The 21,757-nt window shown below is 42.8% G+C and carries 23 protein-coding genes; 9 read left to right on the top strand and 14 right to left on the bottom strand.

Going from position 1 to position 21,757, the window contains the following annotated elements:
* Positions 1–19 precede the first annotated feature (19 nt).
* A complete protein-coding gene (gene cls / locus AC1DIV_RS02535; RefSeq protein WP_340878159.1) occupies positions 20–1,222 on the top strand; it encodes a cardiolipin synthase in 1,203 nt (400 codons plus the stop codon).
* Between the two features lie 28 nt (positions 1,223–1,250).
* The gene (gene uvsE, locus AC1DIV_RS02530; RefSeq protein WP_340878160.1) at positions 1,251–2,204 is read left to right on the top strand and encodes a UV DNA damage repair endonuclease UvsE; all 954 of its coding nucleotides are present in this window, start codon (positions 1,251–1,253) and stop codon (positions 2,202–2,204) included.
* Between the two features lie 49 nt (positions 2,205–2,253).
* Here the strand turns inward: uvsE and argS are convergent, their stop codons facing one another.
* The 4 genes from argS to speE form a co-directional block, all read right to left on the bottom strand.
* A complete protein-coding gene (gene argS, locus AC1DIV_RS02525) occupies positions 2,254–3,924 on the bottom strand; it encodes an arginine--tRNA ligase (RefSeq protein WP_340878161.1) in 1,671 nt (556 codons plus the stop codon).
* Between the two features lie 3 nt (positions 3,925–3,927).
* Positions 3,928–4,368, bottom strand: a complete 441-nt coding sequence (locus AC1DIV_RS02520; RefSeq protein WP_048683553.1) for a YwiB family protein — start codon at positions 4,366–4,368, stop codon at positions 3,928–3,930.
* Positions 4,369–4,629: 261 nt separating this feature from the next.
* Positions 4,630–5,508 carry an agmatinase gene (gene speB / locus AC1DIV_RS02515; protein WP_053536907.1) on the bottom strand — a complete coding sequence of 293 codons (879 nt, stop codon included), beginning with the start codon at positions 5,506–5,508 and terminating at the stop codon, positions 4,630–4,632.
* Positions 5,509–5,522: 14 nt separating this feature from the next.
* Positions 5,523–6,350, bottom strand: a complete 828-nt coding sequence (gene speE, locus AC1DIV_RS02510) for a spermidine synthase (RefSeq protein ID WP_034315891.1) — start codon at positions 6,348–6,350, stop codon at positions 5,523–5,525.
* 207 nt (positions 6,351–6,557) lie between these two features.
* On the opposite strand from speE, the gene AC1DIV_RS02505 reads away from it, so the two are divergent.
* Positions 6,558–8,627, top strand: a complete 2,070-nt coding sequence (locus AC1DIV_RS02505; RefSeq protein ID WP_072272219.1) for a transglycosylase domain-containing protein — start codon at positions 6,558–6,560, stop codon at positions 8,625–8,627.
* 150 nt (positions 8,628–8,777) lie between these two features.
* On the opposite strand, the gene AC1DIV_RS02500 is transcribed toward AC1DIV_RS02505, so the two are convergent.
* Together AC1DIV_RS02500 and AC1DIV_RS02495 are read right to left on the bottom strand one after the other, a co-directional pair.
* Complete coding sequence (locus tag AC1DIV_RS02500; RefSeq protein ID WP_063589657.1) at positions 8,778–9,287, bottom strand: YwhD family protein; 510 nt, start codon at positions 9,285–9,287, stop codon at positions 8,778–8,780.
* A gap of 42 nt (positions 9,288–9,329) precedes the next feature.
* On the bottom strand, positions 9,330–9,986 hold the full coding sequence (locus AC1DIV_RS02495; RefSeq protein WP_340878616.1) for a site-2 protease family protein: 657 nt from the start codon (positions 9,984–9,986) through the stop codon (positions 9,330–9,332).
* A 158-nt stretch (positions 9,987–10,144) separates the two neighbouring features.
* Between AC1DIV_RS02495 and AC1DIV_RS02490 the strand changes: the two genes are divergently transcribed.
* The gene (locus AC1DIV_RS02490; protein WP_034315897.1) at positions 10,145–10,330 is read left to right on the top strand and encodes a 2-hydroxymuconate tautomerase; all 186 of its coding nucleotides are present in this window, start codon (positions 10,145–10,147) and stop codon (positions 10,328–10,330) included.
* 29 nt (positions 10,331–10,359) lie between these two features.
* Here the strand turns inward: AC1DIV_RS02490 and AC1DIV_RS02485 are convergent, their stop codons facing one another.
* The 3 genes from AC1DIV_RS02485 to AC1DIV_RS02475 all read right to left on the bottom strand — a co-directional run bounded on the left by AC1DIV_RS02485 (position 10,360) and on the right by AC1DIV_RS02475 (position 12,667).
* Entirely contained in the window at positions 10,360–10,869 is a 510-nt protein-coding gene (locus tag AC1DIV_RS02485) for a YwgA family protein (RefSeq protein WP_034315899.1), read from the bottom strand.
* A 32-nt stretch (positions 10,870–10,901) separates the two neighbouring features.
* Positions 10,902–12,209 carry an HD domain-containing protein gene (locus tag AC1DIV_RS02480; protein WP_340878162.1) on the bottom strand — a complete coding sequence of 436 codons (1,308 nt, stop codon included), beginning with the start codon at positions 12,207–12,209 and terminating at the stop codon, positions 10,902–10,904.
* Between the two features lie 236 nt (positions 12,210–12,445).
* Entirely contained in the window at positions 12,446–12,667 is a 222-nt protein-coding gene (locus AC1DIV_RS02475; RefSeq protein ID WP_048683566.1) for a YuzB family protein, read from the bottom strand.
* A gap of 270 nt (positions 12,668–12,937) precedes the next feature.
* On the opposite strand from AC1DIV_RS02475, the gene AC1DIV_RS02470 reads away from it, so the two are divergent.
* A complete protein-coding gene (locus AC1DIV_RS02470) occupies positions 12,938–13,684 on the top strand; it encodes an RsfA family transcriptional regulator (RefSeq protein WP_251541626.1) in 747 nt (248 codons plus the stop codon).
* A 225-nt stretch (positions 13,685–13,909) separates the two neighbouring features.
* Here the strand turns inward: AC1DIV_RS02470 and lipL are convergent, their stop codons facing one another.
* On the bottom strand, positions 13,910–14,758 hold the full coding sequence (lipL, locus tag AC1DIV_RS02465) for an octanoyl-[GcvH]:protein N-octanoyltransferase (RefSeq protein WP_340878165.1): 849 nt from the start codon (positions 14,756–14,758) through the stop codon (positions 13,910–13,912).
* 34 nt (positions 14,759–14,792) lie between these two features.
* Complete coding sequence (pta, locus tag AC1DIV_RS02460; RefSeq protein WP_048683577.1) at positions 14,793–15,779, bottom strand: phosphate acetyltransferase; 987 nt, start codon at positions 15,777–15,779, stop codon at positions 14,793–14,795.
* Positions 15,780–16,018: 239 nt separating this feature from the next.
* On the opposite strand from pta, the gene hemQ reads away from it, so the two are divergent.
* Entirely contained in the window at positions 16,019–16,768 is a 750-nt protein-coding gene (gene hemQ / locus AC1DIV_RS02455; RefSeq protein ID WP_340878167.1) for a hydrogen peroxide-dependent heme synthase, read from the top strand.
* A gap of 415 nt (positions 16,769–17,183) precedes the next feature.
* Positions 17,184–17,699 (top strand): spore coat protein GerQ, encoded by a 516-nt coding sequence (gerQ, locus tag AC1DIV_RS02450; protein ID WP_340878168.1) that lies wholly within the window; start codon positions 17,184–17,186, stop codon positions 17,697–17,699.
* Positions 17,700–18,033: 334 nt separating this feature from the next.
* Here gerQ and AC1DIV_RS02445 read toward each other — a convergent pair whose 3' ends face one another.
* The 3 genes from AC1DIV_RS02445 to AC1DIV_RS02435 form a co-directional block, all read right to left on the bottom strand.
* Positions 18,034–18,402: a DUF423 domain-containing protein gene (locus AC1DIV_RS02445; protein WP_054398573.1), complete on the bottom strand. Its 369-nt coding sequence runs from the start codon at positions 18,400–18,402 to the stop codon at positions 18,034–18,036.
* 23 nt (positions 18,403–18,425) lie between these two features.
* Positions 18,426–18,683: a YwdI family protein gene (locus AC1DIV_RS02440; protein WP_340878169.1), complete on the bottom strand. Its 258-nt coding sequence runs from the start codon at positions 18,681–18,683 to the stop codon at positions 18,426–18,428.
* Positions 18,684–18,953: 270 nt separating this feature from the next.
* A complete protein-coding gene (locus tag AC1DIV_RS02435; protein WP_063595690.1) occupies positions 18,954–19,634 on the bottom strand; it encodes a uracil-DNA glycosylase in 681 nt (226 codons plus the stop codon).
* A 151-nt stretch (positions 19,635–19,785) separates the two neighbouring features.
* On the opposite strand from AC1DIV_RS02435, the gene AC1DIV_RS02430 reads away from it, so the two are divergent.
* Positions 19,786–21,219 (top strand): phospholipase D family protein, encoded by a 1,434-nt coding sequence (locus AC1DIV_RS02430; RefSeq protein WP_340878170.1) that lies wholly within the window; start codon positions 19,786–19,788, stop codon positions 21,217–21,219.
* Positions 21,220–21,354: 135 nt separating this feature from the next.
* Complete coding sequence (locus tag AC1DIV_RS02425) at positions 21,355–21,702, top strand: YflT domain-containing protein (protein WP_053536921.1); 348 nt, start codon at positions 21,355–21,357, stop codon at positions 21,700–21,702.
* Positions 21,703–21,757: the final 55 nt, after the last annotated feature.

Genomic DNA, 21,757 nt, shown 5'->3' with positions numbered 1-21,757 from the left:
CATTTAGGGGGGATTTTTTTTGAAGATAATCACTACGATTGCCTCTATATTTTTATTGATCTTCTCTTGGTGCTGGGTTGATCTTAAGGTAGGGCATAAGCGTTATTTGAAGCACGCAACCAACATTAAATATCCGCCTCGGAATAGCGAAATGACTGTATTCACATCAGGGAAAATCCTGTTTGAAGATTATATCAAGGAAGTCAGGCAAGCTCAGGATTCCATCCATATCCTTTTTTATATAGTAAAAAATGATAAATTCAGCAAGGACTTTTTGAAGTTACTGCAGTCAAAAGCGGAAGAGGGCGTGGAAGTGCGGCTTTTAGTCGATTGGATAGGGAGTAAAAAGATGTCCCGCCAAACCATTCAGGAGCTGACTGAAAGCGGCGTTCATTTTTCTTTCAGCTTTAAACCGAAACTCCCCTTCCTTTTCTATACCATACAAAAAAGAAATCACCGTAAGATCTCGGTGATAGATGGAAAAATCGGCTATCTTGGCGGCTTTAATATCGGTAAGGAGTATATAAACCAAGGGGAGAAGCTGAACCCATGGAGGGATTACCATTTAAAAATGACCGGGGAAGGTGTAAAAGACCTTCAGGAAGTCTTCCTTTCGGATTGGTTCTATGATACAAACGAGGATTACAGAGGAACGCCTGCCTATTTTCCGACATTGACTCCCGGGACGCAGGCCCATCAGTTTGTCGTCACGAATGGCAGTGATCTTGAACAGTCACTGACAAACATGATTCGTCAAGCGACTAAAAAAATCATTATCGGGACTCCATACTTCATTCCCAGTGAAACTTTATTTCAGGAATTAAGGGATGCCCTTGCACGCAATGTTTCCGTTACGGTCATCGTACCTGAAATTTCAGACCACGCCCTTGTAAAGGAAGCTTCTTTTCCCTATTTTCGGGTACTAATAAAAGACGGGGCGGAAATCATGCAATTTCAAAGAGGGTTCTACCATTCTAAAGTGATATTGATCGATGATATAATGTGTGATATCGGTACGGCTAATTTTGATAAACGCAGTTGTTTTTTAAATAGTGAAATGAACTGCATCGTATTTGACCGGACATTTATAAAAGATGTAGAAAAGGAATTGGCAGTGGACCTGGCCGAATCCAAGCCGCTAAACGGGGATGCTCTTTCCAGTATGAATGTAGTCCGTTCAGCAAAAGAATCGCTGGCTTCCATCCTTTCTCCTTTTCTTTGACAACCCTTTGCTCAAGGAGAAAAATATAATGATAATAAGATTTGGGTTCGTATCCAATGCCACCTGTTTATGGGAGGCTTCTCCGGCTAAGACACTTACTTTCAAGCGATATAGCACACTTAGCGCAGAAAAAGGAATGGAAAAGCTCCTGGATGTGACAAGGCAGAACATTGAAAATACCTTAAGGGTCCTTCAATATAACACGGCACACCAAATAGAAGTATACCGGATGTCCAGTTCCATTGTTCCTTTAGCCACACATCCCGAAATCGAATGGGATTTCGTTACTCCTTTTAAGAAAGAGTGGAAACAGCTTGGCGATTGGGCCACTGCACACAAGATGCGGCTCAGCTTTCATCCCAATCAGTTTACGCTGTTCACCAGCCCTAAGCCCGAGATCACACAAAATGCCGTGAAAGATATGGAGTTCCATTATAAAATGCTTGATGCAATGGGCATTGCGGACACCTCTTTCATCAATATCCATGTCGGTGGGGCCTATGGTGATAAAGAGTCCGCCCTTGTAAGGGTTCATGACAACCTTAAATCGCTGCCTATGCACATCAAGGAAAGAATGACTTTGGAGAATGATGATAAAACCTATACAGCATCTGAAACCCTCGGCGTATGTAAAAGGGAGGGCATCCCGCTTGTATTCGATTATCACCATCATCTCGCAAACCTTTCGGATGAGCCGCTTAACGAGCTGCTCACCGAGGTGTTCACCACTTGGAAACAAGCAGGAGCGGTACCAAAGATCCATATTTCATCCCCAAAATCGGCAGGTGAATTTCGCTCGCATGCAGATTATATCGATTTGGACTTCATCATGCCCCTTTTTAAAGTGCTTAAGGATCTTGGACAGGACGTGGATTTCATGATCGAGGCCAAGATGAAGGATCGGGCAATGTTGCAGCTGATTGAAGATATGGCTAAGATTCGAGGTGTAAAAAGGGTGAGCGGAGGAGCCATTGAGTGCTAAATAACCTAAAAAAAGCGGCTGTTTCGCTCGAAACAGCCGCTTTTTTCCATTACATTTTTTCCGGTGCCGAAACCCCGATGATGGCCAATGCATTCTTTAACGTAATTTGGACGGATTTGACCAGTCCAAGGCGAGCCTTACTTCTTTCCATTTCTTCAACATCCAGAACCTTATCTGCATTGTAGAAACTGTGGAATGTAGAAGCCAGGTCGTATATATAATTCGTCATACGGTGAGGCATCCGTTTTTCGGCTGCTTCCGCTATTGCCTGCGGGAATTCTCCTAATTTCTTCAAAAGCTCCACTTCTTTTTCAGTAGATAGGGAAGAGAAATCAGTGACTCCTTCATAGCTGATCCCTTGTTCCACACCTTGGCGCAAAATGCTGGAAATACGGGCGTGGGCATACTGTGCATAATAAACCGGGTTTTCATTGGATTGTGAGACCGCAAGATCCAAATCAAAGTCCATATGGGTATCCGCACTTCTCATTGCAAAGAAATAACGTGTTGCATCCAGACCCACTTCATCAATCAGGTCACGCATCGTAACTGCTTTACCGGTACGTTTACTCATCTTCATTTTCTCGCCATCCTTGTACAGGTGGACAAGCTGGATGATTTCCACTTCAAGCTGCTCGCGGTTGTACCCTAATGCTTCGATCGCTGCTTTCATGCGCGGTATATACCCGTGGTGGTCTGCACCCCAGATATTGATCAGCGTTTCAAAGCCGCGCTCCAATTTATTACGGTGATAGGCAATATCCGGTGTCAAATATGTGTAAGAACCATCCTGCTTAATAAGCACCCGGTCTTTATCATCGCCTAATTCCGTAGAGCGGAACCATGTAGCCCCATCTTCCTCGTAAACATGGCCCCTTTCCCTCAACACCTTAAGTGCTTCATCAATTTTACCGTCTTGATAAAGGGATGTTTCGGAGTACCATACATCAAATCCGACACGGAAATTACCCAAGTCCGTTTTCAGTTTTTCCATTTCATATTTCAAGCCGTACTCACGGAAAAATTCAAAACGTTCCTTCTCATCGACATTTACATATTTATCCCCATACTCACTTGCAAGTGTCTTACCGATGCCAATGATATCTTCGCCATGATAACCGCCCTCAGGCATATCCTTTTCGAGGCCAATCGCCTGGAAATAACGGGCTTCTATGGAAATGGCCAAATTATTGATTTGATTTCCGGCATCATTGATATAGTATTCACGTGAAACATCGTAACCGGCTTTAGAGAGGATATTACATAACGTATCACCTACTGCTGCACCACGGGCATGACCAAGATGGAGATCACCGGTCGGGTTTGCGGAAACGAACTCCACTTGGATTTTTTCGCCTTTACCAAAGTCACTTTCCCCATATGCTTCATCCACTTTCAAAATGACAGGAACCAATTCCGTCAAATAAGCATTATTCATGTAGAAGTTGATGAAACCCGGTCCTGCTATTTCAATTTTTTCGATGGATGCTTTTGAGTTGTCAAAGTTTTCGATGATTGCCTCTGCTATCATCTTTGGCGCTTTCTTTGCAATCTTCGTTAATTGCATGGCCATATTCGTGGAATAATCTCCGTGTGTCTTATCTCTTGGCAGTTCCAATACAACATTTGGAATTTGCTCTTCCGTTGCTAAACCAGCTTTAATGACTGCCGCTTTAATCTCTTCTTTCAGTTTTTCCTGTACCTCTTTTACTATATTCATGCGTTATGCTTCCTCCTTGTAGGAAATCGTCATCTCATATTGACCAGGTTCGCTTCCCTGCATATGTAACGTATATTTAAGGACAAGTTTCCCTTGCTTGGCCTGCTCATCCCATTGATGATGGATCTTCTTCGCGGTCGTCCGTAATCCTAACCTGCCATATATACTTTCGTAATGCCCATTTGTCGCTTCCTGCAGGCGGAAAAGCTGCCTCATTTTAATGGCACCATTTCTAAGCAGGATCGTTTCATCCGGTTTGTGTTTGATGGTCGTTTGTGTTTGACCGGTTTCATTTTCCTCTTTATATTGCAAATATAAATCTGCACCTTTATACATTTTTGTACCAAATGTGACCAGCTCATACGTTTCCGTTTCTGAACCGTGCTTGATTTTTGTCTGTAAAGTCACTTTAATAGCATGCTTATCTATATCATGAAGAGTCAAAGCTACACTTCCTTCATCATGTCGTTCTTAACTTTATAAGTATAAATATTCTTCAAGGAAGTTTCAACTTGGAGCGGAAAATAAAGTGTTAATCCAAAAGTGTGAGGATAAACTGTCGAAATCATGTTGTTGCAATCCATTTGATTTTAACGCAATAATGACTCATTGGGCGGAATAATTCAAAAAGAGCCATTAATTCTTATCCATGGATAAAAAAAGACCATTCCCGCTATAAAACAGGAACAGTCAAGTCTTCCATCATTAACCTTTTTGAACCCATCCTAGAATCATTTCGCGAATCAGCTTGCTCGCCGTATTCGCAGTTTGCTCGGATGGATCATAGATCGGTGCCACTTCTACTAAATCGCAGCCGACCACATTAATTTCAGACCGTGCTATCTCATGAATCGAAGCTAAAAGCTCTTTGGAAGTGATGCCTCCACAATCTACGGTGCCTGTACCCGGCGCGTGCGCAGGGTCAAGAACATCGATGTCGATCGTCACATATACAGGACGGCCAGCTAACTGCGGCAATACTTCTTTCAAAGGTTCAAGAACTTCAAATTTAGAGATGTGCATGCCATTTTCTTTTGCCCATTGGAACTCTTCCTTCAAACCTGAACGAATGCCGAAAGAGTATACATTTTTCGGGCCGATAAGTTCTGCGGATTTACGGATGATGGACGCATGGGAAAGCGGCTCTCCCTCATAATCCTCACGTAAATCTGTATGGGCATCCATATGGATGATGGCCATATCGGGATACTTTTTGAACATGGCTTTGATGACAGGCCATGTGACAAGATGTTCCCCTCCCATCCCCATTGGGAACTTACCTGCATCCAACAAGCTGTCGACAAAGTTTTCAATCATATCGATACTGCGCTGCGGATTGCCGAATGGTAATGGAATATCCCCGGCATCAAAGAATTTAACTTCCTCTAATTCACGATCTAAATACGGGCTGTACTCTTCCAAACCAATCGAAACTTCACGAATCCGGGTAGGGCCGAAGCGGGAACCCGGACGGAAACTTACCGTCCAGTCCATCGGCATGCCGTATAGCACAGCTTCAGATTCCTCAAAAACAGGGTGGCTTTTAATGAATACATTGCCTGAATAGGCTTCATCGAATTTCATGGTCCATGCCTCCCTTATTTCACTAAATCTTGAACGAATTTAGGCAGAACGAATGCTGCTTTATGAAGTTCTTTTGTATAATATTTAGTTTCCATTTCATGGAAACGATCTTCAGTCACTTCTAATGGATTATATTTTTTCGATCCGATCGTGAACGCCCAAAGGCCGCTTGGATACGTCGGGATATTCGCTAAATACAGGCTCGTGATTGGGAATATCTCTTTCACATCACGTTGAACATCGCGAATTAAGTCCGCTTTAAACCAAGGGTTGTCGGATTGTGCCACAAAAATCCCATCTTCTTTCAAAGCTTTGGAAATCCCGGCATAAAAACCTTTTGTGAATAAATTGACAGCAGGTCCGACAGGTTCAGTTGAGTCAACCATGATCACGTCATATTCATTTTCACTTTTGGCGATGTGCATGAAGCCATCCCCAACTTGTACGTCTACACGCGGATCTTCAAGCATGCCTGCAATTTCCGGCAGGTATTTCTTTGAGTATTCGATGACTTTCCCATCGATATCCACCAATGTAGCTTTTTTTACGCTTGGGTGTTTAAGGATTTCACGGATAACTCCTCCGTCCCCTCCACCTACAACCAAAACGTTTTCTGGATTAGGATGGGTAAATAAAGGAACATGGGCTACCATTTCATGGTAAACGAATTCATCGCGCTGTGAAGTCATTACCATGTCATCCAGCAATAGCATATTGCCCCACTCTTCCGTTTCAATCATATCAAGCTTTTGAAACTCAGTTTGCTCCGTATGTAAAGTACGATTCACTTTCATCGTAATACCAAAGTTCTCTGTTTGTTTTTCAGTAAACCAAATGCTCATTTATTAACGCTCCTTTTCCATTTCATATTGTCAGTCACCTTATAGGTTCCCCAAAATCGGTATAGTCATTAGCTAGAAAAATTATAGACGAATCTAGCAGAATTGCAAGATAAATTTCTTAAATGCAGTTCTTATGTTTAAAATTTTCTTTTTTTTCCATAATAGTAATAGATACTAGATTCTTACCTGATAAGAGAGGTGAAAGCAATGGAATTGATTCCAAGCGAACGATTTAAAAGGACAACTAAATATGTACGGGCCTTCATTATCCTTGCCACAATCGGGCTGACAATACTCTTTGTATTGCTTCTCTCTTTACTGATTTATGCAAAAATATTAGGTCCGCCTCCTTTGGTCGTGCCGCAGTCCACTCTCTATTACAGTGATGATGGAAATGTGATCGGTGAAACAGATAATGGCCAGAAGCGTTATTGGGCCGGAATGGAGTCGATTTCACCACAGCTCATCAAAGCGACTGTCGCCGTTGAGGACCGCCAATTTTACACTCATTATGGATTTGATATAAAGCGGATCGGCGGTGCCATCCTTGCCGATATTAAGGCAATGTCCAAGGTCCAGGGTGCAAGCACCATTACCCAGCAGTATGCCCGGAACCTGTTTCTTGGGCATGACAAAACGTGGTCGCGCAAACTTAATGAGGCCTTTTATACGATACGTTTAGAAATGAACTACTCCAAAAAGGAAATTCTAGAAGGCTATTTAAATACGATTTACTATGGCCATGGTGCATATGGAGCCCAAGCTGCAAGTCAATATTACTTTGGCAAGGATGCCAAGGATTTGACTCTTCCTGAAGCGAGCATGCTGGCCGGAATACCAAAAGGGCCGTCAAACTATTCTCCATTGGATAACTTTGAAAAAGCGAAATCAAGGCAGAAAGTTGTCCTGCAATCCATGAAAAGCAAAAACTACGTTTCAGAAAAGGATATCGCGGAAGCGCTGCGAACATCCCTTACATTAAAAGGGGAACACGGAACGGTCACCAAGAAGACCGCTCCTTATTTCCAGGATGCCGTCAAGCAGGCTTTAAAATCTCAGCTTCATTTAGATGACCGGACGATCGAGCTCGGCGGCCTTAAGGTGTATACGACACTGGACGAAACCCAGCAGGATGCTGCTGAAGAGGTCCTTTCCAATACCATACCCAAGTCTTCTGGCATTCAAGCCTCGATAGTGGCAATGGATCCGGATACCGGGGAGGTCCGTGCGCTGGTCGGCGGTAAAGATTATTCCGAGTCTCCATTCAATCGGGCCACACAGGCCGTTCGCCAGCCTGGTTCAACCATGAAGCCATTGCTATACTATTCAGCGCTGGAGAATGGTTTCACACCGTCCACCACCTTGAAAAGCGAGACAACTACATTTTCTTTCGATGATGGTCACTCATCTTACACACCGCATAATTACAACCATCAATATGCGGAAGGCGAAATCACGATGGCTCAGGCCATTGCTCTTTCCGATAATATCTTCGCCGTAAAAACACATTTGTTCCTTGGGGAACAGTCATTGGTCGATACGGCGCGTCGATTCGGAATCACGGCGAAGATGGATGCGGTCCCTTCCCTGGCACTCGGTACGTCAGGTGTTAGGGCGATTGAAATGGTGAACGCATACAGCATTCTGGCTAACGGCGGCAAGAAGGTTGAACCCGTGTTTATCAAAAAGGTGGAAAATCAAAAAGGTGAAGTGATTTTTGATGAAAAGGAGAAACCGGAACAGATTCTTGATAAGGACAAGGCATTTGTCATGACCCAGATGCTTACAGGTGTTTTCGATGAAACGTTAAATGGCTATACGAAAGTGACCGGCAGCACCATCAGTTCCCGGCTGACCCGCCCATATGCCGGCAAATCAGGCTCCACCCCGACGGATAGCTGGATGATCGGTTACACACCGGAGCTTGTAGCAGGAGTATGGACTGGATATGACCAAGGCAAAAAGATCGAGATCCCTGCTGAAAAAGGCTATGCAAAGAAAATCTGGGCTTCCTATATGGAAAAGGGGCTAAAAGGTAAACCAGCAAAATCATTTAAGGAAACCGAAAACGTAATCGGGGTAAATGTGAATCCCGTAAGCGGAAAATTGGCCACAAAGGATTGTCCCGTCTCAAGAATGACTTATTATGTTAAAGGAACCGAGCCTGTCGAATACTGTGCCGAGCACTTTAAGGGTGAGAATCCGAAACATGCCCCAAAAGAAGAAGAACATAAAAAGGCCCCGTGGTACAAGAAAGTCTTAAAACCTTGGGGATAACGAAAAACCCCCGAAGCCTGCAGCGGCTTCGGGGGTTTTTCTGTCCTAGTTCCACAGTGACTAAACTGCTGTCTTTAAGTTTACTGATTTTATCGCTTTCCTACAAGTGCATTTTTCACTAAACTTAACATTTCATCCATCAAACGAGATTCAAACCGTCAATGACTCCTTCAGCTGATCTGAAGAACGCTCCCACATTCCCGCATCATGATTTTTCAGGAAGTCTGCAAGCACACGTTTTGATTTATCGTCCATGTCCTCAACGATGATTTTTCGTTTTAGCGATTTATCCATCCGGTTAACATGCTCCGGGAGCGATTTGTAACCGCGTCTAATTGACCTGTCGACCATCATTTCACATGCTGTCACACCTGCATAGTGCGGACCATTTTGAGTGGCTTCAATGGTCACCCAAACAAGCCAGTAAGGTTTGGCATTCGGGACTTCCTCTTTAGTCTTTAAAAACTTGATCCCTTTTTCCACTGCACTTCTTGCATGCATCGCTCCGATATCGACCTCTGCTTCACCTGCATCCACATCGATGATGACCGGGGAAATATTATCGAGCGTTAATACCCCTGCCCCATATCCGCCATGACCTTCTGTTGGGTCGTTTTTTATAATATTGAAGCCTACCTTTTTCTTTGGTTGTTCTTCCATGTTCATATCCCCCTTTATCGTTTTGTCATTCCTTATTATTGGTTAAAAAAACAAAAGTGAAAAAAATTGACTCAAGGTGTCTCCCACAAACTTGGTACCAGTATTCAAAACCGGTCTAATTGTATATTGACTCAGCGGTGTAATGATCAGAATCAAAAAAATCAGTGAGCCATATTGTTCATACTGGGTCATTTTTGCCCGCAAGTCTGCGGAAACAAGATCCTGAACGATCCTATAACCATCGAGAGGCGGCAGCGGTAACAGATTAAATACAAATAAAAGGACATTTAAATTTATGAGTATACTTAAGAAAGGCTCGACGAAAAACGGTAAATCAGGTCCAACGCCTGCGGCAATCAATCCGTAAAAAATCAAGTACCCCAAAATTGCAACAAGCAAATTACTGAACGGACCGGCAAAAGAGACGAGCACTCCTGCCAATTTTGGATTCTTGAAATGAAAACGATTAACCGGAACAGGTCTCGCCCAACCAAATCCGGCTATTAATATCAACAGAGTTCCGATCGGATCCAAATGAGAAATCGGATTCAATGTGACTCTTCCTTCATTCTTGGCAGTCGGGTCACCGAACTTATAGGCCACATAAGCATGGGAAAATTCATGAACCGTAAATGCGATCAACAGTGACACAATGACATATGGAAGCTTTTCCAAAGGATAAACCAAAAACCGTTCTATTTGATCAATGAATTCCATCGATAGCTTCTCCCCCAATGTTTATTACCGTTAGTATACATCAAAAACTCAAGAAGTGAAAAAACTCTGACTTCCGTGTCTTGCAATTCTTTTTCCATTGTGAAACACTACAAGATAAGAGAGGAAGGGGGGGAAAAGAGATGCCATATGTAACAGTCAAAATGCTTGAAGGCCGTACAGACGAACAAAAAAAGGCTTTAGTCGAAAAGGTGACTGCAGCCGTGACGGAAACAACTGGAGCACCAGCTGAAGCCGTGACGATTTTCATTGAAGAAATGTCAAAAAATCATTTAGCAGTAGCCGGTGTCCGTAAAAGCGATCTATAAGATTTACATAATGGGGAAAAGCTAAGCCATCAATTCGGCTTAGCTTTTGTTTTTAACTGCTCAATATATTCATATGCCTCATCAATTTCTTCAAGGGTATATTTTTGTTTGCTTTTCAGCGTAAAAATTTTCTCGGTGACTTCCTCTTTTTCAAGCGTGTCGAAGTATAGCACCGTTGAAACCAGCTCCAAAAACCTGGCATTCTGCTCGTTCATATCCTGTAAGCATGCCTCAAGTGCCGGCATCTCCACTTCCTGTATGGATAGGAAATCCTGGCCGGCATCCGTTATCGAATAACAATATTGATAATAGCCTGCTTTTTTTTCCCTTACTTCATTCAAGTAGCCCATTTCGCAGAGCTCTTCAATCCGTAAGGTCAACTCCTCCGAATACGGTCCATAAAAGTGAAACTGAAACTTTTCATGAAATGGGAAGGACAGCTTCTTCGCGATATAAACGATTTTTTGTAATTTTTTCCGACCCGAGATTTCACCGGCAGTAGAAATTGCATTGATAATGTTTGCATGATCCTTAAACAAGGCTCGTCACTCCTCACCAAAAATGTACCACTTTAATCCGATAGCTCCAAAAGCTTGCGGATCTGTTTTTTAATATTTTTCTTCGTAGATTCATCACGCAATAAATCCGCTGGATAATACAACTTATGATCCGTTCTTCTTTTCCCTGAAATTGCATCGACAATTTCGGATTCACGTGATAATTCACGAATTTCGCCATTATTTTTAAGCAAGTGAATCGGAAGTCTCTCCTCTTCCTCACCTGGCCGGTAAAAATCATACGGCAGATCTGATGAGGAATCGACGACAAGATAATAATCCGGATCGATGCCTGCCTTCTTGAATAGCGTCCTTAATTCCATCAATCTGTTCATTTGACTGTTCGACGGATGGAATTCCACATATTTAAATAGTGTACGGTTAACGAAGCGAGTGCATAAATCTTTTAAAATCGCATCGTTTTCCTCTTCCCATGCTTCGAAATAATAGAGCATCACCGATTCATCCATTTTCAAATAGTCCGTTAAAGTCACTTCTCCCTTGAACAATGAATAAAAATGGTGCGGTTCTTGAGCAAACTCATAACCGGATTCATATAAATGTTTCGCCCTATGTAGGATCTTTGTAAGTATGACCTCCGCACTTCTCGTAACTGGATGGAAATAAACCTGCCAATACATTTGGTAGCGACTCATGATATAATCCTCAACCGCATGCATCCCGCTCTGCTTTATGACGGCATGTTCTTCCCTTGGCCTCATCACACGCAAAAGCCTTTCCATATCGAAATGTCCATAACTCACGCCAGTGAAATAAGCATCACGCTGTAAATAGTCCATTCTATCAGCATCGATCTGACTTGAAATCAGGCTGACTACTAATTTGCCTTTATAGGTTTTCGCGATGACTTCTGCCACTTTTTTTGGAAAATCACGCCCAACTCTAAGGAGGATCTTATTCACTTCCGTATCGCCGACGATTATCTGCTGCGTGAATTGCTCATGATCCAGATCAAACACTTTTTCAAAAGAATGAGAGAAAGGACCATGACCCAAATCATGCAGGAGGGCTGCGCACAAGGATAGTAACCGCTCCTCTGGTTTCCATTCCGGTCTGCCCTCGAAAACATCATCCACGATTCTCCGGACAATCTCGTATACTCCAAGCGAATGGCTAAGCCGACTATGTTCCGCACCATGAAAGGTTAAATAAGTCGTTCCCAGCTGTTTGATCCTACGAAGCCGCTGGAATTCCTTCGTCCCTATTAAATCCCATATAACCCGGTCACGAACATGTATATATCGGTGCACCGGATCCTTGAATACTTTTTCTTCTTGTAATTTTTCGCCGGAATATCCCATGAACTACCCTCTTTTTCATAATCTCGATGCACTCATTATAGCGTGTTTTGACAAAAAACCCTAACTTCCACCTTGCTAGTAAGAGGGGGCATTTTGTAAGAAAACGGAAGTTTCAGTCTGGTTTTGTCTCGAAAATAAGGAAATAAAAAATCACCGCAGTGTGTCGAATCTGGGTGATGATTACTGGTTCCATATATCATTAAGAAATAATCCACTCTACCTATATATCATGGATCCTACTTTAGTTTTTTATTGATTTTATCTAGTAACTCGTCTTCTGTCGGTGCAGCAACCGGACGGTTATTGACAAAGGCAAAAGACTTCTTTCTGCCAGGACCGCAGTAGGATTGGCAGCCCACTTCAATTTTCGCGTCGGGATCAAGCTTTTCAAGACGCGGGATCAATGTTTTTATGTTTACCGCCAAGCAGTCATCGCACACTCTGAATTCATTGGACATCCTCCGGTCACCATCCTTTCCATGACAAACTGTATTTCATCCATTTATATGACTAAAGGGTATTTTACCGTTTCTACTTATGAATATCAAGAGGGCTGAATGATGTGAAAAATGATGTAATTAATCAAAAAACTAGTATCCTTTTAACCTTTTTGTATAAAAAATCCATATTTTGTCCAAAATGCTAGTAGAACCCTCCATAAATCACTGCCACACGATATTTTATATAGTTATTTATTTTAAAAGTTACCAGAAAGGGAGTATGTAGAAATGAAGGTTCGTCAAGACGCCTGGACAGAAGAAGATGATTTGCTTTTGGCAGAAACGGTATTGCGCCATGTGCGGGAAGGCAGCACTCAGCTTAATGCTTTTGAAGAGGTAGGAGATAAGTTGAATCGCACCTCTGCAGCATGCGGATTCCGCTGGAATGCAGTCGTCCGCCATAATTATGATAAAGCACTATCCCTTGCCAAGAAACAGCGTAAGCAGCGGCAAAGGATCCTTGGAAAAGATCAAGGAGGAAAAAAACGGCTTCTTTATACACCGCCGTCCCCAACGATTTCCGACATAATGGTTCCCCATGTACAAGAAGAGGAACTAGAGTTGAAATCCGAAGTCGATACTACCAATTATGAAGCAGCAGAGGAATTCGTTGTGGCAGAAGCCCTCGCTCCTAAGGCACAGCACACACCAGTTACTTTGGAAACGGCCATGAGCCTTGATGCCGTCATCGCCTATTTGGAATCCATGAACGGCCGCATGCTTCAAGCCGAAGTATTAAAAACCGAAAATGAAAGATTGAAGCTTGAAATTAAAGGGCTGAAAAAGCGAAACGAAGATTTGGAGAATAAAATCAGCCACCTAGAACAAAACAGCGGGTTGATGCAGGAAGATTATGAAACTTTGATGAATATCATGAATCGAGCAAGAAAGCTGGTCTTGTTAGAGGAAGAGGAACGTCCGGCAACTAAGTTCAAGATGGACCGGAATGGCAATTTGGAAAAAATGGCCGAGTAATAAGATAATGTGGGGTTCTGTTATATAGATCAACCACATGCCAGAGGCCGTTTCACCCCTATTTATCCGAAAAAGGGAGCCAACAAGGCTCTTTTTTTCATTGTTTCAAGAAAGAAGGAATACTATCTCCGCCTATCATACAGTCCTTTTACAGTTTCAGTGAATGCTAAAGTCGTATTAAATGAAAGAAGCCATTCCTGACTTAATGGAACGGCTTCTTTCATATCAATCCTTTAATGCATCGAATACTTTATCATTGCGTTCGACCACTCTCGTCAAGTACGCCTCATACAGCGGCCATTCCTCAGCGGAAAGCGTGTCAGAGAATATCTTTTCGCTATGTTCCTTCAATACTCGAAGGAATCTGAGCATCACGTCTTGAACACTCAATTGCACACCCAACAATTCGGTTAGGGACGCCATTACCGAAGGGACGATATCAGGATAAGCGAATTTGGTTTCTGCATTTCCTTTAGCTGCATTATAAAAACCCTTCACGAGACTGGCACGTTCAGCCCCGCTTCCATTGACACACAAATAGATTTGCACCGCTACGCCATTGCGGATCCTGCGTTGGGATATACCCGCAAACTTTTGCCCATTTATACTTAAATCATAACTGCCAGGACAATAGGAACCGACGATTTCCCGCGCCTCCATCTTGACTGGGAAATCGGAAAACATCAATTGGACAAGCTTCCACATCGCATCATATCCACGATTGATTTCAATTTTCTGCTCGTTTTCAGGAAAAATGAGCGAAAAATTAAGGACCCCCTCATCCAGGACGACTGCCAGCCCTCCCGAATTCCTCACGATGGCCCGGAAACCATGTTCATCCAAATGATCCAAACCCTTTTTAAGAAAAGGCAACTTCGTATCCTGTATACCCATGACGATGGTTCGGTGGTGTACCCACGCCCTGGCTACGGCCGCTGATTTACCTGACCCAACGGAAGCGCAAAATGTATCATCCATCGCAAAGGACTCCAGAGCAGGAAACTGAGGTCCAACGGAAGATTGATCAATAATCCTCCACTCTTGCTGCATTAATAATGAATCTGTCTCACCCATACGAATCTCCCTCTACATTTAATCCTCAAGCTGCCTATTGATACTGCGCCACAAACCCCTGTGCCGCTGTAATGACAGCCAGTTTATATACATCCTCTTCACTGCATCCCCTCGAAAGGTCATTCACCGGACGATTCAGCCCCTGAAGGATCGGACCGACCGCTTCGAAGCCACCCAAGCGCTGTACCATCTTATAGCTAATGTTCCCTGCTTCGAGACTTGGGAAAATAAAAACATTCGCATCCCCCTGAATAAGGGAATCCGGTGCTTTTTTCCTTGCCACAGAAGGAACGAAGGCCGCGTCAAACTGAAATTCCCCATCAAGAATGACTTCAGGGTCCATTTCTTTTGCCAAATCGACCGCATCAACCACTTTTAAGGTCTCGGGGGATGTTGCCGATCCCTTTGTGGAAAAGCTCAGCATCGCCACACGCGGTTCGATATCGAACATTAATGCAGTCTTCGCACTTTCTATAGCAATTTCAGCCAGGTCCTGGGAACTGGGGTTTATATTGATTGCACAATCCGCGAATACATATTTCTCTTCCTCCCGGACCATGATGAACACTCCCGAGGTTTTTTGGACGCCCGGCTTTGTTTTAATGATCTTTAAGGCTGGACGAACCGTATCGGCAGTCGAATGCGTTGCGCCACTAACCATTCCATGTGCCAGTTTCATATGGACGAGCATGGTTCCAAAATAGTTCTCATCCGTTAAGATTTCACGTGCTTGCAGATCGGTCGCTTTACCATCACGGACCTTCACGAACGCTTCAACCATTTCATCCATCATGATATAATTCTTCGGATCATATATTTCGATTGCATCAAGGGAGATCTTTAAGTCTTTTGCCTTCTCTTGAATCAACCCGATATCCCCGATCAATACCGGTGTCACCAGTTTAGCTTGGGCAAGCCTGCCTGCCGCCCCCAAAATCCGTTCATCCAACCCTTCCGGAAAAACGATCTTTAAATTATGTCCCATAATTTTCGATTCCAATATTTCAAATAAATCACTCATTGGCTCTTCCTCCTTTTTAGATACGTTTCCCCCATTTTTTCTATATTTAACCATCCGTTAAAATCCATTGTCGTCTTCTTTTAAGAATACTCCAGCAGCCAGGTAAATTCCAGCCATCCGCAAATTTGAAAATTTCAGAAACACCGAAAAACAGTGATGGTGTTTGCGGGTTGATATAAATTTCCTTATACTGAAACTATGCTATATTAAAGTTATAATAAGACTTAGGAGTGATTGTAATGAGTGAAGCAGCACAAACACTGGACGGCTGGTATTGTTTACATGATTTCCGCCTGATCGACTGGGCTTCTTGGAAAACGTTATCAAGTGACGAACGCCAATTGGCCATCTCGGAATTCCAAGGTTTACTGGATAAATGGAATATGACACAAAGTAACAATGAAGGCAGCCATGCCCTATATTCCATCGTTGGTCAGAAAGCGGACTTCATGCTTATGTTTGCCCGCCCAACCATGGAAGAATTGAATGCAATCGAAAGCGAATTCAATAAAACGAAGCTTGCCGAATATACAATTCCCGCTTATTCATACGTTTCCGTCGTGGAATTAAGCAATTACTTAGCTGGCGGAGATGGTGAGGACCCATACCAGAACCCTCATGTTCGTTCCAGACTTTATCCGATACTGCCAAAAGCGAAACATGTATGTTTCTATCCAATGGACAAGCGTCGTGATGGCGATGATAACTGGTATATGCTTTCCATGGAAGAGCGCAAAGGCTTAATGCGTTCCCATGGCTTGATTGGCCGCAGTTATGCCGGTAAAGTAAAACAAATCATTTCAGGTTCTGTCGGATTTGACGATTATGAATGGGGCGTGACTCTATTCGCAGATGATGTCCTTCAATTCAAAAAATTAATCTATGAAATGCGTTTTGATGAAGTGAGTGCACGTTACGCTGCATTTGGGTCTTTCTTTGTGGGCAATATCCTGCCTGAAGAAAATGTATCTTCATTCCTATACGTTTAAGACGAATGGCTTCCGGTTTCCGGAAGCTTTTTTTATGTCCGTTCCTTTTTATTTTTCCCCGGCTGAGGAATAAATCCAATCTACATCCCATACATTTTCAATAGTGATGAATTTATTTTTTCACAGTCCCATTCAGCTTCAGGAAAATTGATCAAGGCAATTCCTGTCTCCAGCGAGGTGAAGGAACGTTACTTCTATTCATTAGCCGGCAAGAGGATATGGCTTATATCATGAACGGCAGCAGCCGTTATGTATCGCTTAACATTCATTGTGGTTTTTTAAGCCACCCGGGGATTGTCCAGAACATACACAATACTACCGGTCGCTATAAATCGCACTGTTTCTCCCAGTCCACACTCTCGGATTGTCCAAATTCCACAGTATCAACTAAACCTTGAATTCAGGAGGGAATGCAATGTCACAAAATAATCCTTATGGTAATTACCCGTACGGAGGAAGCCCTTATTACCCCTATGAAAATAACGAGCCTGAACTAAGGCAGCAGAATCCTAACCCGCAGCAAGGTTACCCGCAGCAAGGATACCAACAGCCATCATACCAGCCACAACAGCCCACTATGGCAGGCACGCCACAACAAATGCCGGTGACGATGGGTCAACCCCCTTCCGGACCACAGATACCTGGTATGCTTCCGGTCGAAGCGTCGTATATCGAGAACATCTTGCGTTTGAATAAAGGGAAGTTAGCCACTGTTTATACCACGTTTGAAAACAACCAGGAATGGAATGCCATGATCTTCAAAGGAATTATCGAGGCTGCAGGACGCGATCATCTAATCATAAGCGACCCTCAAACGGGAAAACGATACTTAATCCCGATGGTATACTTAGATTATATAACGTTTGATGAAGAAATCGAATATGACTATCCATTTGGAGGCGCTGGGCTTACCACCTATTCGCCAAGGTAAAAAAATCCAATAAAGAAAAGAGCCTCAGAATCCATTTGATTTTGAGGCTCTTCTTATATTGGGGTGACTTTTCTCCAAAAAAAAGCTGACCCAAAAGGATCAGCTCAGTCTTTAGAGGTTCGGAAAACATTCCACCTTCAACTCACCAGGTATGGTTTCTATCAATATGTAGGAACAAAGTTGATTGGAGAAAAAGGTGCGAGCCGAGGAGGCCCATGACCGCCTCTGGATAAGCGAGTGCCTGCAGCGGTAATGTACGTCCAAATTGTACAAGCCATAAAAAAACTGCAGGCAAACTCGATTTCTTCGAATTTGTCTGCAGCCTCAACTGAACTTACAAGTATTTATACGCAGCAATGATCATTAAGACCCAAGCAACCAAGAAAGAAACTCCGCCAAGCGGTGTGATGGCACCAAGGACTTTGATTTGCGTAACGCTTAGAACGAATAGGCTACCGGAAAACAGGATAATCCCTATTAGCATAAGCCAGCCTGACCAGTTGATCAGCGGGCTGGAAATTTTCCCAGCCAATAAACCGAGTACCAATAAACCCACCGCGTGGAACATTTGATATTGAACAGCGGTTTGCCAAGTTTCCAAATATTTATCAGGAATTTTCCCTTCCAGTCCGTGGGCACCGAATGCACCAAGTGCCACAGCAATAAACCCATTCAATGCACCTAAAATGATGAATAGTTTCAATTATTTCGCTCCCCTTCCCTAATTTAAAAATCGAACAAGGACTCCCCATTGGCCTCATCCATTTTAACCGGTTCTACATTCGGTGTAGCCGACATGACGGGCTGGGTCAATGTGATTGGCTTCTGTATGCTGATGTTCGAAGCTTTTTCATCAACCATCACTTCACAAAGGGACTTAATGGCCATTACATACCCTTGCACCTTATCCTCTGAATTTGCCTGTTTCGCTTTTAAAACAAGCTCTTCGATTTTATCTAACATTTGTCTTGATGAAATTTCCAACTTTACCACCTCGTCTATATACAGGTCAAAACTATCATAACTAGCATAGCAAAAATCAGAGAAGAAAACACCTTGCATATTTCCTACCTTTTAATTGGCTTGGCTTGAAATTTCAAGCATGGCTCCCCTGAAGAATGAAAGACATCAAGAGAAGGCTGGTTTGATGTTTTGAATTGAAAAGCACGGCAGCCTTTTGGAAAACCGAGATCCCAAGTTATATAGAAATGACGGCACGCCATACAATTCACCCGTTTCGTTTTCTTGCTGATATCATCGGTTTGGGATTTTCCAATCAATTGGAGATTCCCCCATTTCCATCAGCAATTGATTTGTTTTGGAAAATGGTTTGGTGCCAAAGAAACCACGGGACGCCGACAGCGGACTTGGATGTACGGACTTAATGATTTTATGGCGGGCTTCATCAATCAAAGGGATTTTGGTTTGAGCGGGTTTCCCCCACAGGATGAATACAACCGGTTTCGAACGCTCATTCAATAGGCGAATAACTTGATTCGTAAAGATTTCCCATCCTTTTCCGCGGTGTGAATGCGCCTCTCCCTCACGGACAGTCAAGACGGTATTCAATAGAAGCACTCCCTGTTTTGCCCATTCGACCAGGTAACCATTATCCGGAACCTCATAGCCAAGATCGGTGTGTAACTCTTTAAAGATATTTCTTAAAGAGGGCGGGATGCGAACCTCCGGCTTGACTGAAAAACTAAGGCCATGCGCCTGACCCTGGCCATGGTATGGGTCCTGTCCAAGGATGACAACCTTTACATCTTCAAAAGGAGTATAATGAAGCGCGTTGAAAATATCGTCCTGATCCGGATGAATGACTTGCTGACTGTACTCTTGCTTTATAAATTCCCATAGCTCCTGGTAATATTCTTTTTTGAATTCCTCTTTCAATAGAGGCCACCAATCATTTGTTAAAAACTGCTTTTCCATTTGCCACAGCCCCTCTCCACTTTTTGAAACTATATTATATCAAACTTCATCGCTTGCCTTTTTCCATAGATTACGATTTATGTTTCTATATACCCCAAAAAGGGGAAAATAGAAAGTTAGCAAGCAATTTAACCATGTTGGAGGCTTTCCTATGAAAAAGTGGTACAAAAGAAAACGATTTTATCTGCTTGTCAGCATTTTGATCGTCATTGCAATCGTCATTGCCTATAACAGCTACAAGCCACTTCCCGATGGCATTTCTTATGAAGGGAAGGTTCATCAAGTCGAGGATATCGATTTCATCTATGACCTTTCCTATCACGATGAACAAGGGAATCTGCAACATGAGCAGCGAATTTTCCAAACCATAAATCAAGCCATAGAAGAGGCTGATTCGTATATCGTAATCGATATGTTTTTGTTTAATGCTTTTTATGATGAAAAGATAAACTTCCCGAAGTTAACCGAGACGCTGAAGGATAATCTGGTTGAACAGAAGAAAAAGAAACCTGACCTCCAGATTATATTCATTACTGATGAAGTGAATACTTCCTATAATGCCTACCAGTTAGAGGCATTGGAAACGATGAAGAAAAATGGAATTGATGTCATTGTTACCAACTTAGACCGCCTCCGGGATCCGAATCCTCTCTATTCAGGTGTGTATCGGACCTTTTTCCAATGGTTCGGTGAAAGCGGGAAAGGCTGGATTGTCAATCCAATGGCTAAAAGCGCACCAAAGGTCACCTTGCGTTCTTATCTTAGACTGATGAATATCAAAGCCAATCACAGAAAAGTGGTCGCGACTGAAAAAACGGCCATCATCTCATCTGCCAATCCTCATGACGCAAGTGGCTTCCATTCCAATATTGCCTTCCAGATGGACGGGAATATCATCGGCGATTTCGTTAAAGCCGAAGAAGCCGCTTCGAAATTCTCGGGAGGTCCAAAGTCATTTCCTGAGTTCAAGGAGAAATCAGCAGATAAAGGGCCGATATCGGTACAACTGCTAACGGAAGGAAAAATCAATAAACATGTCCTAAAGGCAATTAAGGATGCTGAAAATGGTGACAAGATCCATCTTGCCATGTTCTACATTGCCGATCGCGAGGTTGTCGAGGCATTAACGGATGCAGCTAAACGGGGTGTGAAGATTGAAATGATATTGGATCCGAATCAAAACGCATTCGGAAGTGAAAAAATCGGGCTGCCCAATCTTCCGGTTGCCGCCGAATTCGAAAAACTGGGGGATGAAAACATCTCGATACGCTGGTATAAAACAGATAAAGAACAGTTCCATACAAAATTGATGATGATCCAAAAGGCTGATGAAACAGTCATTCTTGGAGGATCGGCTAATTATACTTCACGAAATCTAGATGACTATAACCTTGAAGCGAATGTTGAAATCCATGCTCCAAATGATGCGGACGTTTCCAAGGATGTCGACAGCTATTTCCATAGACTCTGGACAAATCAAAACGGAACATACACGGTGGATTACAGTGAATACCAAAAGAAACTGCCTGTCTTCAAATACTTGACCTACCGCATACAGAAGGTATTCCGCTTCACCACTTACTAAATATTCTTTGAGATAAATGTTTAACAGGGTCCAAATGAGGTTATATATTACTATAGCCAATCAGCAACTGTAATAAGCAAGATTCCATTTACCTATTTTCAAGAGAATCTTAATGAAATTCAAGGAGGAGTTTATATGTATCAAGTACATGTAGTAGAAAACGGTTTACAAGCAAAGGAAAAAATCGATGAATTAGTTACATCAGGTTATACGAAAGATGATGTATATTTGTTTGCCCATGATAAAACCCGTTCTAAACACCTTACCGAGAATACAAATACAGAAGGTGTAGGCATGAAGGAACAAGGTTTCCTTGATACCGTAGGAAATCTCTTTAAATCTCGCGGAGATGAACTTCGTAATCGAATGAGCAACCTTGGCCTTAGTGATATGGAGGCAGAGCGTTACGAGGAAGTTCTTGACGAAGGAAAAGTAGTCATCGTTGCTTCCAAACAAGATAATAAAGACGGGGTCACACACTAAAATAAACCATACCATTACCCTATATGGATTCATAAAAAACGAGGCCCCAAAACTT

It is taken from the genome of Peribacillus sp. 05N428 (assembly GCF_056397085.1).
The sequence above is the reverse complement of the archived record's forward strand: the minus strand, read 5'-3'. Positions and strand labels throughout refer to the sequence as shown.

Bases quoted from the DNA above. Each gene is read 5' to 3' on its own strand.
- AC1DIV_RS02475 (WP_048683566.1), bottom strand. From the start codon at position 12,667: ATGTCCAATGAATTCAGAGTGTGCGATGACTGCTTGGCGGTAAACATA.
- gerQ (WP_340878168.1), top strand. From the start codon at position 17,184: ATGTCACAAAATAATCCTTATGGTAATTACCCGTACGGAGGAAGCCCT.
- speB (WP_053536907.1), bottom strand. From the start codon at position 5,508: ATGAAATTCGATGAAGCCTATTCAGGCAATGTATTCATTAAAAGCCAC.
- uvsE (WP_340878160.1), top strand. From the start codon at position 1,251: ATGATAATAAGATTTGGGTTCGTATCCAATGCCACCTGTTTATGGGAG.
- AC1DIV_RS02505 (WP_072272219.1), top strand. From the start codon at position 6,558: ATGGAATTGATTCCAAGCGAACGATTTAAAAGGACAACTAAATATGTA.
- AC1DIV_RS02435 (WP_063595690.1), bottom strand. From the start codon at position 19,634: ATGGAAAAGCAGTTTTTAACAAATGATTGGTGGCCTCTATTGAAAGAG.
- hemQ (WP_340878167.1), top strand. From the start codon at position 16,019: ATGAGTGAAGCAGCACAAACACTGGACGGCTGGTATTGTTTACATGAT.
- AC1DIV_RS02480 (WP_340878162.1), bottom strand. From the start codon at position 12,209: ATGGGATATTCCGGCGAAAAATTACAAGAAGAAAAAGTATTCAAGGAT.
- AC1DIV_RS02425 (WP_053536921.1), top strand. From the start codon at position 21,355: ATGTATCAAGTACATGTAGTAGAAAACGGTTTACAAGCAAAGGAAAAA.
- pta (WP_048683577.1), bottom strand. From the start codon at position 15,779: ATGAGTGATTTATTTGAAATATTGGAATCGAAAATTATGGGACATAAT.
- lipL (WP_340878165.1), bottom strand. From the start codon at position 14,758: ATGGGTGAGACAGATTCATTATTAATGCAGCAAGAGTGGAGGATTATT.
- speE (WP_034315891.1), bottom strand. From the start codon at position 6,350: ATGAGCATTTGGTTTACTGAAAAACAAACAGAGAACTTTGGTATTACG.
- AC1DIV_RS02470 (WP_251541626.1), top strand. From the start codon at position 12,938: ATGAAGGTTCGTCAAGACGCCTGGACAGAAGAAGATGATTTGCTTTTG.
- AC1DIV_RS02430 (WP_340878170.1), top strand. From the start codon at position 19,786: ATGAAAAAGTGGTACAAAAGAAAACGATTTTATCTGCTTGTCAGCATT.
- AC1DIV_RS02490 (WP_034315897.1), top strand. From the start codon at position 10,145: ATGCCATATGTAACAGTCAAAATGCTTGAAGGCCGTACAGACGAACAA.
- argS (WP_340878161.1), bottom strand. From the start codon at position 3,924: ATGAATATAGTAAAAGAGGTACAGGAAAAACTGAAAGAAGAGATTAAA.
- AC1DIV_RS02500 (WP_063589657.1), bottom strand. From the start codon at position 9,287: ATGGAAGAACAACCAAAGAAAAAGGTAGGCTTCAATATTATAAAAAAC.